The organism is Lysobacterales bacterium (genome assembly GCA_019634735.1).
Taxonomy (GTDB): domain Bacteria; phylum Pseudomonadota; class Gammaproteobacteria; order Xanthomonadales; family UBA2363; genus Pseudofulvimonas.
Window position 1 is genome coordinate 180,428 of the sequence record JAHCAT010000003.1, and the last position, 13,979, is coordinate 194,406.

A 13,979-nucleotide genomic window follows, 5' to 3' on the forward strand; every position below is an offset into this window, starting at 1 on the left:
GTCTGTTCGGCCGCCCCGGATCGGCGATCCGGTCCCGGCACCCGGTGCTGCGCTGCGGCATAATCGATGCCCCGTCCGCCCCCGCCCAGTACCGGTACCTGCATGTCCAGAGCCTACAATTTCAGCGCCGGTCCGGCCGCCCTTCCCGACGCCGTGCTCGAGCGGGCACAGGCCGAGTTCCTGGAGTGGGGCGGCGAGCGCGCGTCGGTGATGGAGGTTTCGCACCGCGGCAAGGCCTTCGAGGCCATGGCCGCCCGCGCCGAGGCCGACCTGCGCTCCCTGCTGGCAGTACCCGAAGACTACGCCGTGCTGTTCCTCCAGGGTGGCGCCACCCAGCATTTCGCCCAGGTGCCGATGAACATCGCCGCGGGCGGGCGGGCCGACTTCGTGCTGACCGGGCACTGGGGCGTGCGCGCGATGGCAGAGGCGGGCAAGGCCTGTGCGGTCCGGGTCGCCGCGAGCAGCGAGCAGGGCGGCTTCCGTGATCTGCCGGCGGGCTACGACTTCGACCCGGGCGCCGCCTACGTGCACATGACGCCCAACGAGACCATCCATGGCGTCGAGTTCCACGCGCCGCCCGACACCGGCGACGTGCCCCTGGTCGCCGACATGTCCTCGACCCTGCTGTCGCGACCGATCGACGTGGCCCGCTACGGCATCGTCTACGCCTGCGCGCAGAAGAACATCGGACCGTCCGGCCTGGTCGTCCTGCTGGTACGCCGCGACTTGCTGGCGCGGGCACCGGCCACCCTGCCGGACATCTTTCGCTACGACCGTCATGCCGCCAATGGCTCGATGCTGAACACGCCGCCGACCTTCGCCTGGTACCTGGCGGGTCTGGTGTTCCAGTGGCTGCAGGAGCAAGGTGGCCTGGCCGCCATGGCCCGGCTCAACCAGGCCAAGGCGGCGCGCCTGTATTCGGCCATCGACGGGTCGGACGGCTTCTACCGCAACAGCGTCGCCGGTGCCGCCCGGTCCTGGATGAACGTGCCGTTCCAGTTGCACGACGAGGGCCTGGACACCGCCTTCCTGGCGGGCGCCACGGCGGCGGGGCTGGTCGGCCTGAAGGGCCACCGTGCGGTCGGCGGCATGCGGGCGAGCCTGTACAACGCCATGCCGATGGCCGGCGTCGAGGCGCTGGTCGAGTTCATGGCGGCGTTCCAGCGCGAACACGGCTGAGCCGGCCGGGAACCGGCGGCGGTCCGGACGCCTGGTCGACGCGTCGACCGGCCGCGCAATACCGGACCGTTCTGGTACGATTTCGCCATGATCCATGTCGACCCACGCGCCCAGGCCTACTTTCGCACCCTGCTGGAACGGCAGGGCGACGACATCATCGGCATCCACCTCAGTGCCGTGGCGCCGGGCACGGCCCGTGCCGATGTCGCCCTGCGCTACTGCGAACGCGCCGACCTGCGCGGCGACGAATGGCTGGTCGACGTCTGCGACGGACTGACCTTCTATATCGATGCCGACTCCGCACCCTTTCTCGACCAGGCCGAGATCGCGCTGCGCACGGAGGGCACGGCCGAACAGCTGAGCATCCGTGCGCCGGCCCTGCGTGCGGCCGCGCCCGCGGCCGACGCCGGCCTGGTGGAGCGGATCCGCTGGCTGTTGGAAAGCGAGATCAATCCCCAGCTCGCCGGTCATGGCGGCCGGGTAGCGCTCGAGGAGGTCACCGCGCAGGGCGAGGTGGTGCTGCGCTTCGGGGGCGGCTGCCAGGGCTGTGGCATGGTCAGCGTGACGCTGCGCGAGGGCATCGAGCGGACCTTGCGGGAACGCATCCCCGAGGTGACCGCAGTGCGCGACGCGACCGACCACGCAAGTGGACGGACGCCGTATTTCGCCTGAGCGGCGCTGCGCGTCCCTTCCCAGGGCTTGCAAGCAAGGCACGTCATTGCGACACGGGGCGCGACGGGTGTCGCGCCGCCGCATGCGGCGGGGAAGCCTGCGCCGAGGTTCGGCTACTTCAGGTCGCGCAGATCGCCGAGGGGACCGGACTGGGCGGCATAGAAGGCCGACAGGTCGCGGATGTCCTGCTCGCTCAGGGTTGCCACGAATCCCTGCATGATGACGTTCTGGCGCTCGCCGTTGAGGTAGGAGCGCAGGGCATGCGCCAGGTAGTCGGCGTACTGGCCCGCCAGGACCGGGTACTGCGGGTCGCCGACGCCGTTGCCGTCAGGGCCGTGGCAAGCCTGGCAGACCACCGACTTCTCGCGGCCGCGCTCGACATTGCCGGCCTGGCCGAGGGCAGGGACCAGGGCGGCGAGCATCGCCAGGCTGGTGAGAATGCGGGTCATCGACGCGTGCTCCCGTGGTTGGCCAGGAAGGTCGCGATCTGCTCGATCTCCGCCTCGCTCAGGCTCTCGCCCTGGGCGCGCATGGTCGGGTGGGCACGTTCGCCGGCCTGGTAGGCGCGCAGGGCGGCAACCAGGTATTCCCGGGTCTGGCCGGCGATGCGCGGGACGTGGTAGTGAGGGTACACGTTCTTGTAGCCGGGAATGCCGTGGCAGCCGGTGCAGGTGTAGGCAAGCAGCCGACCCTCGTCGGTCTCGGCGGCCAGGGCGTTGCCGGCCGCCAGCGCGGCAAGGGCGGAAAGGATGAGCGGAATGGGCTTCATGCTCCGGAACCAGGGGCGAAACGAAGGGCGCGAGTATAGCAGCCGTCGCCTGCGCGCCCAGCCCCCGGTCCGCCGGCGTCTGGCGTCACCGTGGCTCGCATCGGGTCGGCATGCGGCGTCGATGCAGTGACGGCGGCTGCACATTCGTGCAGGGCGCCTGCACCTTGCGCAGACGCCGGGGCGACGGTCGACGCACCACCCTGCGCTCGTCCCGGACTTCCCCGGGCACCACCCCCCCTGGAGACAGCCGACTCATGAACGCGCTTCGCATCCTGTCCATCGCCCTTGCCTCGTCGCTCGCCACCGCTACCCTCGCTCCGATCGCCCACGCCGGCGACTATGCGGGCAGCAAGCAGACCCAGGCCGCCGGCGACATCGTCGCGGTCGCCTCCGGCGCCGGCCAGTTCGGCACCCTGGTCGCCGCGGTGCAGGCCGCCGGCCTGGTCGAGACCCTGCAGGGTCCCGGGCCGTTCACCGTGTTCGCACCAACCGACGCGGCATTCGCCGCGCTCCCGGCCGGTACCGTCGAGGACCTGCTCAAGCCCGAGAACCGGGACCGCCTGGTCGCAGTGCTGACCTACCACGTCGTGCCCGGCAAGGTCACGGCCGAGCAGGTGGTCGGGCTCGACAGGGCGACCACCGTCAACGGTGCCGACGTCAGCATCGCCACCCGCGGCGACACCGTGACCGTCAATGGCGCGCGCGTGGTCAGCGCCGATGTCATGGCCAGCAACGGCGTCATCCACGTGATCGACCAGGTGATCCTGCCGCCGGCCGGCTGACCGGTTCGCCACGCATCGCCCGCCCGTGCGGAGCAACGGCCGCGCTGCTATGCTGCGCGGCCGTTTTCCATCATCACACCGAGGAGTCCCGGCCATGGGCAAGGGCGACAAGAAATCCCGCCGCGGCAAGATCTTCCGCGGCAGCTACGGCAACGTCCGTCCCCAGGGCAGTGCCACTGCCGTTGCCGCTGCGCCGGCCCCGGCCGCAGCCAAGCCGGCCAAGCCGGCCGCCAAGACTGCGGCGCGCAAGAAGGCTTGAGGCGCTGGCGTCTCCCCCTGTCCGGGGGGAACGACGTCATGCAGGCTGGTCGTGACCCCACAGGGCGCCGGAAGCCGGCGCCCTGTGCGTTTCCGGCAGGGCTGGGCGCAGCCGGCGCCGGCCCGCATCCGGCTCAGTCGTCCGACACCCCGGCGCGCAGCAGTCGCGGGCGCGGGTAGGGGCCGATCCAGTAGGGCAGTTCGGCCGGGTCGCGCACTGCCCAGTGCAGCAGGTCGGCGCGCATGCCGGGTTCCAGGCGGCCGCGTTCGTGGCCCAGGCCCAGAGCCCGGGCGGCGTTGATGCAGGCGCCGCGCAGCGCCTCGGCGGGACTCAGGCGGAACAGGGTGCAGGCCATGTTGAGCGCCAGACGCAGCGAGGGCATCGGCGACGTTCCGGGATTCAGGTCGGTCGCCACCGCCATCGGCACGCCGGCATCGCGCAGCGCCTGGATCGGCGGCAGCCGGGTTTCCCGCAAGGCGTAGAAGGCGCCCGGCAGCAGCACCGCCACGGTACCGGCGTCGGCCATCGCGGCGATGCCCTCCGGGCCCAGCCACTCCAGGTGGTCGGCCGACAGGCCGCGACGCGCCGCGACCAGCGCGGCGCCGCCCTGGTCGCTGAGCTGCTCGGCGTGCAGCTTGACCGGCAGGTCCAGCTTCGCAGCGGCGTCGAGACAGCGCGCCGACTCCGCCGGAGAGAACCCGATGCCCTCGCAGAAGGCATCCACGGCATCGACCAGGCCCTCGGCGGCCAGCGCCGGCAGCCAGCGGTCGCAGACCATCGCGACATATTCCCCGCGACGATCCGCGAACTCGGCCGGTACGGCATGCAGACCCAGGAAGGTCGTGCGCACCTCGATGTTCAGGCGTTCGCCGATGCGCCGGGCCACGCGCAGCATGCGGCGCTCGGTGTCCAGCTCCAGGCCGTAGCCGGACTTCACCTCGATGCAGGTCACGCCCTCTTCGAGCAGGGCCCGCGCGCGCGGCAACGAGGCGGCCAGCAGCTCCTGCTCGCTGGCCGCCCGGGTGGCGCGGACGGTCGAGGCGATGCCGCCGCCGGCCCTGGCGATCGCTTCATAGCTGGCGCCCTCGAGGCGCGCCTCGAACTCGTTGCCACGGTGCCCGGCAAACACGAGGTGGGTGTGGCAATCGATCAGCGCCGGCGTCAGCAGGCCGCCATCGAAGCGCTCGACCGACCTGGCCAGGTACTCGGGTGGCCGGGGCAGCGCAGCCGCAGGCCCGACGTGGACGATCCGCCCGTCGCGCACGCCCAGGGCGCCATCCTCGATCAGCCCCCAGCCGCTTTCGCCTGCCAGGGTGACCAGGTCGGCGCCGATCAGCACGGTGTCCCAGGGAGCTTGCGTGGCCATGGCGCAAGCATAGCGGCGCGCCGCCCTGGCGACGCTGCTGGCGGTGGCCGGCGTATCGTTCCCGGGCGGCATCGCCCGGGGTCAGGAACGATGCGGGAGACTGCCGGCGCCGGAGAGCGCTGGGCCGATGGCGGGGCAACGATCGGACCGGTCGCCCATTCGACAGCCTGCTACATGCCGAGCGCGAACAGGCCCAGGCAGAGCACCAGGCCGACCAGCGGCACGACCACGGTGAGCGCGGCCATGGCACCGTACGCGGCGCGGTGGCTCTCGCCGCAGATCGCACGGATGGTGGTCACCACGTAGCCGTTGTGCGGCAGCGAGTCCAGGCAGCCCGACGAGATCGCCACGACCCGGTGCAGCTGTTCCGGGTTGACGCCCTGGGCCAGGAAATGGGGCGCCAGGATGGGCAGCGCGATCGCCTGGCCGCCGGACGCCGAGCCGGTCATGCCGGCGATCAGACTGACCGCAACCGCGGCGCTGACCAGGCCGCCGCCGGGCAGGTGGGTGACGAAGTCGACCACCTGCCCAAAGCCGGGAACGACCCGCGCCACCGCGCCGAAACCGACCACCGCGGCCGTGTTGCCGATCGCCACCAGGGCGCCGACGCTGCCGGCGGTGAAGGCGGCGCCGGCATCGCGGACGTGGCGCCATTGCAACAGCCATGCGGCCAGGCAGCCGCCGCCCAGTGCGACGATCAGTGCCGCCGTGCCCAGACGGTCGTGAAAGGCGAAGGCCAGCGCCAGCACCACCACCAGGGGCAGGCTGGACAGCAGCGGCGAGGGCAGGGCGCGGTCCGGCACCGCCGGGTCGTTCGCGCGGGCCTCGAACCGCTCGCCGCGCGCGCGGGCGCGACGCAGCATCCAGGCCAGCCAGGCATAGCCGCTGACCGCCATGAACACCGCGACCACGGCACTGGCCTGCCAGGCCGCAAGGTGGGTGGTGCCCAGGTGCTCGACCGGGATCCAGTTCTGGATTTCCGGCGAACCGGCCGAGGTCATCGTGAAGGTCACCGACCCGAACGCGAGGGTCGCCGGGATGAACCGGCGCGGCAAGTCGGCCTGCCGGAACAGGCTGAGCGCCATCGGATACACCGAGAAGGCGACCACGAACAGGCTGACGCCGCCGTAGGTCAGCACCGCACAGGCGGCGACGATGGCCAACGCGGCACGCTGCACCCCGAGATGGCCGGTGATCCAGCGCGCGACGCTGTCGGCGGCCCCGGAATCCTCCATCAGCTTGCCGAACACCGCGCCCAGCAGGAACATGAAGAACCAGTTCGCGATGAAGCCCGAGAACCCCTGCATATAGGCATTCAGGGCGTTCGGGGCGCCGTCCGCGGCGAGCGCCGGCAGCAGGGCGACGCCGCCGGTCAGCGCGACCAGCACCGCGCACAGCGCGCTGGCCAGGAACAGGTTCATGCCGCGCATGGTCAGGACCATGAGCAGGGCCAGGCCGAGCAGCAGGCCGAGCAGGCTCATCGCCGGGGCGCCGGGGTCGGGGAGCGGGGCAGGGACATGCGGCCTCCAGGAACGGCAGGCGGCCATTGGGCCCGCGGCGAGCAGCGCCTGGACACTGTACGAAGGTACGAGTGCCGGCCGGACGCGCCCCGCCTACGCTTGCCGGGAGCCATAACCAGAACGCCCCGGGAGGGCCGCGCCGCCATGTCCACGCCCCGCTTGAACCGCCTGTCCGCCGCCCTGCTGATCGCCCTGTTCGCCACGCCGATGGCCGTGGTCGCCCAGGAGGACACGTCCGAGGAGCGCAGCCCGCAGGCGCGCGACGCGACCCGCCTCGACGCGGTCACCGTCACCGCCCGGCGGCGCGCCGAGGACATCCAGAAGATCCCGGTCTCGGTCACCGCTTTCGACCGCGAGGACCTGCGCGAGCTGCAGGCGCGCAACCTGGACGGGCTGCAGGGCGCGGTGCCCAACGCCAACATCGTGCAGGGACGCGGTTCCGCGTCCAGCGTCAACGCCTTCATCCGCGGCATCGGCCAGCCCGACGCCCTGCAGACCTTCGACCCGGGCGTCGGCATCTACGTCGACGACGTCTACTACTCGCGCATCCAGGGCGGCCTGTTCAGCCTGTACGACATCGAGCGGATCGAGGTGCTGCGCGGACCCCAGGGCACGCTGTACGGGAAGAACTCCACCGGTGGAGCGATCAAGCTGGTGACCCGGCAGCCCTCGGATACCCCGATGTTCGACGCCGAGTTCACCGCCGGCGACTTCGGCCGCCTGGAGGGCCGCTACTACGGCTCGACCCCCCTCAGCGACACCGTCGGTGCCAGCGTCGCGGCGGTGCTTGGACGCAACCACGGCTACGTCCGGGACGAGGTCAGCAACGCCCGCTACAACGACGACGACAACCGCGCGATCCGCTTCAAGCTCGCCGGCACGCCGTCGGAACGCTTCCGGTGGACGGCGAGCTTCGATTTCACCAAGCAGGACAACGAGCTCAGCCTGGGCAACCCCGAGGCGCCGCTGGTGCAGTCCGACCTGGTGCTGGGACCGGTGATCCTGCGCCTGCCCGATGCCGGCGAGTACGATTTCCGCTCGCGCACCTCGTTCCAGCCGGGTCAGCGCCAGCAGCTCGAACACACCGGAGGGTCGTTCTCGTTCGACTGGCGCCTGTCCGATGCCTGGACGCTCAAGAGCATCTCTGCGGCGCGCCAGCTGGAGACTTCGTTCTTCATCGACATCGATGCGTCCGAGTTCCAGCTGGGCGACGTGCTGGTGCAGCTCGACCAGGACCAGCACAGCCAGGAGCTGCAGTTCCAGTACGACGCCGGCGGCGACCTGCAGGCGGTGTTCGGCCTGTACTACCTGAAGGAGAACGTACCCTCCCACCAGGAGGCCTATGCCAACGACTTCCTGGCGTTGGCCGGTGCGCCGATCGATTTCCTGCGCACCATCGACGACGACCTCAGCACCACCAGCCAGGCGGTGTTCGGTCAGGCGACCTGGCAGTTCGCGCCGACCTGGTCGCTGAGCGCCGGCCTGCGCTACACCCGCGAAAGCAAGGACTATTTCCGGACCACCAGCACGTTCTCCCGCGTGCTGCCGGTCCTGAACGGCACCTTCGCCTTCGAGATCGACGACTCCTGGTCGGCGCTGACGCCCTCGCTGAGCCTGGAGAAGTCGTTCACCGAGAACATGCTCGGCTACATGTCGGCCAGCCGCGGCTTCAAGTCCGGCGGCTTCAACGGCCGCGCCAATTCGGCCAGCGAGGTCAGCACCTTCGATCCGGAGTACGTGTGGACCTACGAGGCTGGCCTCAAGACCAGCACGGCCGATCGCCGGCTGGTCGGCAACGTGTCGGTGTTCCAGAGCGACTACAAGGATTTCCAGGCGCGCGTGTCCGAAGTGCAGAATCCCGGCGCGCCGATCCCGACCTTCGCGTTCCCGGTGCTCAACGCCGCCGAGCTGACCATCCGCGGCATCGAGTTCGAGGGCGTCGCCGTGATCGGCGAAGGCACCCGCCTGAGCGCCCAGGTCGGCTGGCTGGACGCCAAGTACGACCGCTTCGACGATCCGCGCGTGGACCTCAACCCGGCGCTCGCCGACCTGCACGCCAACGTGCCGTTCTCGCCGGACTGGACGGCGCGCCTGGCCGCCACCCAGACCTTCTTCCTGGGCAACGGCAGCAGCTTCACGCTGGGCGGGGACGTCTCCTACCGTGGCGAGACCTGGCTCAGCGTCGACAACCGCGAGGTGCTCAGCCAGCGCGCCTACACCCTGGTCGGCCTGTCCGGTACCTGGGACTCGCCCGAAGGCCGCTGGCAGCTCCGCAGCGGCGTGCGCAACCTGACCGACAAGGTCTACAAGGTCGACGGCCAGGAATTCTCAAGCGTCGGCAACATCCAGACCGCCTACTACGGCTGGCCCCGGCACTGGTACGTGGCGGCGCGCTACAGCTTCTTCTGAGGCCGGGGGCAACAGCCGGTGGGCACAGCTGCCGCCGGCCGTCATGGGATCAAGTCGCCGCGCGGGCGCGCTGCCCACCTCCGTCAGGCGGCAGCGCCGGTGCCGAGGTCGACTGCCGCCACGGCCTGGCGTACCGGCAGCAGGGCCGAGGGGTGCATTGAGAGTTCCCGGATGCCCAGCCGCAGCAGGTGCCCGGTGAAATCCGGGTCGCCGGCCATCTCGCCACATACGGCGACCGCCTTGCCGGCGCCGCGGGCAGCCACCGCCACCCGCTCGATCAGGAAGGCCAGCGCCGGGTGGCCGGGGTCGTAGAGCCCGGCAACGTTGTCGTTGTTCCGGTCCGCCGCCAGCAGGTACTGGGTCAGGTCGTTGGTGCCGATCGACACGAAGTCGGCTTCCGTCAGCAGGGTGTCGATGGCGATCGCCGCGGATGGCACCTCGACCATGGCACCCAGGCTGATCCGCTCGCCCAGCTCGTAGCCGGCGCTGGCCAGTTCGCGTACCGCGGTGGCCAGCATGGTGCGAACCGCACGCAACTCGCGCACATTGGCGACCATCGGCACCAGCACCCGCACCGGTCCCAGTGCCGCCGCCCGGACGATGGCGCGCAGCTGTATGGCGAACACCTCGGGACGCGCCAGCGACAGGCGGACACCGCGCAGGCCCAGGGCGGGATTGGGCTCCTGGGACAACGCCAGGCCGCTTCGATCGGCCTTGTCGGCGCCGATGTCCAGTGTCCTGAAGGTGACCGGCCGGCCGCGCATCGCCCGTACCGCGGCGGCATAGGCACGGTACTGCTCTTCCTCGTCGGGAAGGCCCGCCCGCTGCAGGAACAGGAACTCGGTACGGTACAGGCCGACTCCGGCAGCGCCCAGCTTCCAGGCCTCGCGGATGTCCTCCTCGCGCTCGGCGTTGACCCACAGGGAAACGTCGGTGCCGTCGCGGCTGCGGGTCGGCGCCTTGCGAAGCCGGCCCAGGCGCTGGGTCTCCCGGGCGACCTGCGCCTGCCAGGCCTCGAAGCGCGCCTGGTCGTTCTGGTCGGGATGCAGGACCAGCCGTGGCGGCTCGCCCTCGATCAGGATGACGTCGCCGTCGTGCACCTGCGACAGCGCATCCTGGCAGCCGCACAGCATCGGCAACTGCAGGTTGCGGGCAAGGATCGCCGAGTGCGACAGCGGATTTCCGCCGGTGATGACCACGCCGAGGATGCCGTGCTCGTGCCAGCTGGCCAGGTCGGCCGGCGACACCTGGTCGGTGACGATGATCTCTCCGGCCAGGCTGGCCGGGTCGATGCGTTCCTCGGCGTCGCGGTAGAGCGCGGCGATCACGCGGCCGATGACCTGCTCGATGTCTTCGCCGCGGCTGCGCAGGTACGGATCGTCGATCGCCTCGAACTCGGCCATCAGGCGATCCCGCTCGCGCTTCAGCGCCGCGTGCGCGCCGACCCGTTCGCCGCTGATCCGCTCGCGCACGGCGTCGATGAACGCCGGGTCTTCGAGCAGCAGGGCATGGGCGTCCAGCATCTCGCCCAGTTCCATCACCAGCGATCCGCTGAGCTGGCCGCGCAGGGCGGCCAGTTCGGCACGGGCATCGGCGAGGGCCTGCTCGAAGCGGCGTGTCTCCGGCGCCACCCTGCGCGGCCCGATCGGCCGCTCGTCGACCACGAAGTGCGCCGGGTGCACCAGCCGGGCCCTGCCCAGTGCCATCGCCCGGCTGCACAGCTGACCTTCGAGGACGATGCGCCGGCTGGCCATCACGCGCCCCGATGAGCGCCGGCGCCGGCGTCGGTCGGGCCGCGCAGCCGGCGCGGCGACCGCGGTGCGGCGGGGTGCCGGCGGGCCGGCCCGGTGCAGCGCAACCCAAGCGCCTGGTCCGCGCACGCGAGGGGGCTTGCGGCGCGGTGCACTACTGGCCCTCGTCGAAACGTCGGGCGAACAACTCGACGGCGGCGGCCATCGCCGCCTCCTCGTCCGGTCCGTCCAGGCGCAGCACGACCGAGCTGCCGACGCCTGCAGCGAGCATCATCACGCCCATGATGCTCTTGCCGTTGATCTCGCGGCCACGGTAGGCGAGCACCGCGGCCGAACGGAAACCGCCCAGCAGCTGGACCAGCTTGGCGGCGGCCCGGGCATGCAGGCCCAGGCGGTTGACGATCTCGATCTCGCGCTCGATCACGCGGCCTCCGGGTCCAGGATGATGCCGCCTCGGCCCCCGGCGAGCGCCGTGCGGGCGAGCTCGGGCAGGGGCTGGCCGGCGTAGTTGAGCACGCGCAGCAGCATCGGCAGGTTCAGGCCGGACACCCGCACCGTGTGGCCGCCGAGATCCTCGATCCGGCCGCAGATGTTGCTCGGTGTCGCGCCGTACAGGTCGGTCATCACCAGCACCCCGTCGCCCTGGTCGAGTTCGCCGACCAGGCGGCGCACCTGTGCCAGGGCGGCGCCGTCGTCGCAGTCGTTGGGCATGGACACCGACTCGGCCCGCAGCGACAGCTCGCCGACCAGGCTGCGGGCGACCCGGATCAGCTCGGCGCCCATGTCGCCGTGCGCGACCAGCAGCAGGCCGACGCTCACGACAGCTCCCGGTGGAACACCAGCACGCCGTCGCGGCCGCCGGTACGGAAGTGCTCGGCCAGCCTCTCGACGATGTGCACCGAGCGATGGCGGCCCCCGGTGCAACCGACCGCGATGGTCAGGAAGGCGCGGTCGTCGGCATCGAAGCGCGGCACGAAGTCGTCGAGCAGGCCGCGCACGCGCTCGATGAAGCTGCCGACCTGGAGATCGGACTCCAGCCAGTCGCGGACTTCCGGATCGCGTCCCGACAGGGGCCGCAGGTGCGGCACCCAGTGCGGGTTCGGCAGGCAGCGGGCGTCGAAGACGAAGTCCGCGTCGCCGGGGACGCCGCGCTTGAAGCCGAACGACTGCAACAGCAGGATCAGGCGCAGGCCGTGCCGGCCGACCTCGGCGCTGACCAGCCGGCGCAGCTGGTGCACGTTCATCTCGCCGGTGTCGATGGTGAGATCGGCGATCGCCAGGAGGGGACGCAGCAGCTGGCGTTCCAGGGCGATGGCGTCGGCCAGCGCCCGGTCGTCGCCGGCCAGCGGGTGCCGGCGGCGGGTGTCGGAGAAGCGCTTGATGAGGACGGCGTCGGGGGTGTCCAGGAACACCAGCTGGACCTCGGTGCCGGCGCTGACCAGTCCGGACAGGATGCGCGGCAGCTCGGCCAGGTCCTCCGGGCGGTTGCGGGCATCGACGCCGACCGCGACGCGCGGGTAGTCGGCGCGGCCGCCGCGGGCCGACGCCAGCAGGTCGGGAATCAGGGCCACGGGCAGGTTGTCGACGCAGTAGAAGTCCAGGTCCTCGAGGGCGCGCAGCGCCACCGTCTTGCCGGCACCGGACAGGCCGGTGAGCACGACCAGGCGCGCCGCCTGGCTGGGCGGTCCGGCGATCCCGGACGTGTCGGGGGAGGGCGGATTCACCATGGTCGCTGATGCTTGAGCTGATGGGCCTGGCGGTCGATGAAGGTCTGCGCCGGGTCGTAGCCCTTCAGGCGCAGGATGTGGTTGCGTGCCGCCGCCTCGACCAGGACCGCGAGGTTGCGGCCCGGCGCCACCGGCAGGGTGAGCATCGGCACCTCGACGCCCAGGACCTCCCGCGAAGAGGCGTCGCCGCGCAGGCGGTCGATCGGCTGGCTGTTGATGTCGCCGTCCAGGCGCTGCAGGTGCACGACCAGGCGCAGGTACTTGTTGCGCTTGATGGCGGTGTCGCCGAACATCTCGCGGACGTTGAGGATGCCCAGGCCGCGCACCTCCAGGCAGTCCTGCAGCAGTTCCGGGCAGGTGCCGTCGATCACGTCGGGGGCGATCAGGGTGAATTCGGGGGCGTCGTCGGCGATCAGCCGGTGGCCGCGGGTGATCAGCTCCAGCGCCAGCTCGCTCTTGCCCGACCCGGAATCGCCGGTGATCAGCACGCCGATCGAATAGACCTCCATGAACACGCCATGCAGGGTGGTGCGCCTGGCCAGTGCGCGCGCCAGGTGGTACTGCAGGTAGGTGAGCAGCTCGTGGCCGCGCAGCGGCGACTGCCACAGGGGCGTGTCGGTCTCGTTGGCCGCCTCGCGCAGGTCGGTCGGCATCGGCTGGTCCTTGGTGACGACCAGGGCCGCGGGGCGGTAGTTGACGATCTTCTCGATGATCTCCCAGCGTTGGCGGGGATCCAGGCCGTCGAGGAACTGCAGCTCCTCGGTGCCGATGATCTGCACCTTGTTGGGAAAGATCACGTTGAGGTAGCCGGCCAGCGACGGCCGGCGGGTCAGGTTCTCGCCCGGCTCGATGACCCGCTGTTCGCCGCGCTGGCCGGCGATCCAGCGCAGCTTCATGCGCTCGCCGACCTGGTCGAACAGCTCGCGGACGGTCAGCCGGGGAATCATGGCCGTGCCCTGCAGGGGCGACGACGCGGTCGGCCCGCCGCCGGAAGCGGGGCGGCGGGCGTTCGGCCGGGAGGCATGCGTCGTGTCCCGGCCGTCACGATCAGTCCGCGTGCGCGCGGCGCGCCTCGGCGCGATGGTGGTCGGTGAGCTTGCTCTTGTACTTGCGCACCTGCACCTCCATGCGCTCGACCATGCCGTCGATGGCTGCATACAGGTCCGGCGCCTCGGCGTCGGCGAACAGCTGCTTGCCGGGCACGTTGACCTGGCATTCGGCCTTGTGCACCAGCTTGGTGTCCACGGAGAGGATGATGTGCGCGCCGGTGGCCTGCTCGAACAGGCGGGTCAGCCGCTCGACCTTGCCGGTCGCGTAGTCGCGGAGCGCGGGGGTGACCTCAAGCTGGTGGCCGGTGACCTGGATCTGCATGGGTTGCTCCTCGCGTCGGTGGCCATTCGGCCGGGAATCCATTGTAGCCATCCCCCGCGTGACCGCCAGATGTCCGGTGCCGGCCCGCAGGCCCCGGGGGCCTTGACTTTCCTCGGGGCGCACCTATCTGGGCGGCATGGGCGGCCGAGTCGGTCCGCCCGGATCAAGCCAAGG

Annotated in this window: 15 protein-coding genes; 5 read left to right on the top strand and 10 right to left on the bottom strand. The window is 71.1% G+C overall.

Features of this window, described 5'->3' with window-relative positions:
* The first annotated feature begins 102 nt into the window (after nt 1-102).
* Nucleotides 103-1,179 (top strand): 3-phosphoserine/phosphohydroxythreonine transaminase, encoded by a 1,077-nt coding sequence (gene serC / locus KF823_04685; GenBank protein MBX3725195.1) that lies wholly within the window; start codon nt 103-105, stop codon nt 1,177-1,179.
* An 87-nt stretch (nt 1,180-1,266) separates the two neighbouring features.
* On the top strand, nt 1,267-1,851 hold the full coding sequence (locus KF823_04690) for an NfuA family Fe-S biogenesis protein (GenBank protein MBX3725196.1): 585 nt from the start codon (nt 1,267-1,269) through the stop codon (nt 1,849-1,851).
* Between the two features lie 113 nt (nt 1,852-1,964).
* Here KF823_04690 and KF823_04695 read toward each other — a convergent pair whose 3' ends face one another.
* Nucleotides 1,965-2,300 carry a cytochrome c gene (locus KF823_04695; GenBank protein MBX3725197.1) on the bottom strand — a complete coding sequence of 112 codons (336 nt, stop codon included), beginning with the start codon at nt 2,298-2,300 and terminating at the stop codon, nt 1,965-1,967.
* Nucleotides 2,297-2,620, bottom strand: a complete 324-nt coding sequence (locus tag KF823_04700; protein ID MBX3725198.1) for a c-type cytochrome — start codon at nt 2,618-2,620, stop codon at nt 2,297-2,299. The genes KF823_04695 and KF823_04700 overlap by 4 nt, the downstream gene beginning before the upstream one ends.
* Nucleotides 2,621-2,874: 254 nt before the next feature.
* On the opposite strand from KF823_04700, the gene KF823_04705 reads away from it, so the two are divergent.
* Both KF823_04705 and KF823_04710 read left to right on the top strand, forming a co-directional pair.
* Nucleotides 2,875-3,402 carry a fasciclin domain-containing protein gene (locus KF823_04705; protein MBX3725199.1) on the top strand — a complete coding sequence of 176 codons (528 nt, stop codon included), beginning with the start codon at nt 2,875-2,877 and terminating at the stop codon, nt 3,400-3,402.
* 94 nt (nt 3,403-3,496) lie between these two features.
* Entirely contained in the window at nt 3,497-3,661 is a 165-nt protein-coding gene (locus KF823_04710) for a 30S ribosomal protein THX (GenBank protein ID MBX3725200.1), read from the top strand.
* A gap of 133 nt (nt 3,662-3,794) precedes the next feature.
* On the opposite strand, the gene hutI is transcribed toward KF823_04710, so the two are convergent.
* Nucleotides 3,795-5,027: an imidazolonepropionase gene (gene hutI / locus KF823_04715; protein ID MBX3725201.1), complete on the bottom strand. Its 1,233-nt coding sequence runs from the start codon at nt 5,025-5,027 to the stop codon at nt 3,795-3,797.
* Between the two features lie 170 nt (nt 5,028-5,197).
* Nucleotides 5,198-6,508, bottom strand: a complete 1,311-nt coding sequence (locus KF823_04720; protein MBX3725202.1) for a GntP family permease — start codon at nt 6,506-6,508, stop codon at nt 5,198-5,200.
* Between the two features lie 183 nt (nt 6,509-6,691).
* On the opposite strand from KF823_04720, the gene KF823_04725 reads away from it, so the two are divergent.
* Nucleotides 6,692-8,956, top strand: a complete 2,265-nt coding sequence (locus KF823_04725) for a TonB-dependent receptor (protein MBX3725203.1) — start codon at nt 6,692-6,694, stop codon at nt 8,954-8,956.
* A gap of 83 nt (nt 8,957-9,039) precedes the next feature.
* On the opposite strand, the gene ptsP is transcribed toward KF823_04725, so the two are convergent.
* The 6 genes from ptsP to raiA form a co-directional block, all read right to left on the bottom strand.
* Nucleotides 9,040-10,710, bottom strand: a complete 1,671-nt coding sequence (ptsP, locus tag KF823_04730; GenBank protein ID MBX3725204.1) for a phosphoenolpyruvate--protein phosphotransferase — start codon at nt 10,708-10,710, stop codon at nt 9,040-9,042.
* A gap of 151 nt (nt 10,711-10,861) precedes the next feature.
* On the bottom strand, nt 10,862-11,131 hold the full coding sequence (locus KF823_04735; protein MBX3725205.1) for an HPr family phosphocarrier protein: 270 nt from the start codon (nt 11,129-11,131) through the stop codon (nt 10,862-10,864).
* The gene (locus KF823_04740) at nt 11,128-11,526 is read right to left on the bottom strand and encodes a PTS fructose IIA subunit family protein (protein ID MBX3725206.1); all 399 of its coding nucleotides are present in this window, start codon (nt 11,524-11,526) and stop codon (nt 11,128-11,130) included. Before KF823_04740 ends, KF823_04735 begins: the two co-directional genes overlap by 4 nt.
* Nucleotides 11,523-12,434, bottom strand: coding sequence for an RNase adapter RapZ (rapZ, locus tag KF823_04745; GenBank protein ID MBX3725207.1), 912 nt, complete (start codon nt 12,432-12,434; stop codon nt 11,523-11,525). Before rapZ ends, KF823_04740 begins: the two co-directional genes overlap by 4 nt.
* Entirely contained in the window at nt 12,428-13,381 is a 954-nt protein-coding gene (gene hprK, locus KF823_04750) for an HPr(Ser) kinase/phosphatase (GenBank protein ID MBX3725208.1), read from the bottom strand. Before hprK ends, rapZ begins: the two co-directional genes overlap by 7 nt.
* Before the next feature lie 100 nt (nt 13,382-13,481).
* The gene (gene raiA / locus KF823_04755; protein MBX3725209.1) at nt 13,482-13,805 is read right to left on the bottom strand and encodes a ribosome-associated translation inhibitor RaiA; all 324 of its coding nucleotides are present in this window, start codon (nt 13,803-13,805) and stop codon (nt 13,482-13,484) included.
* Nucleotides 13,806-13,979 lie beyond the last annotated feature (174 nt).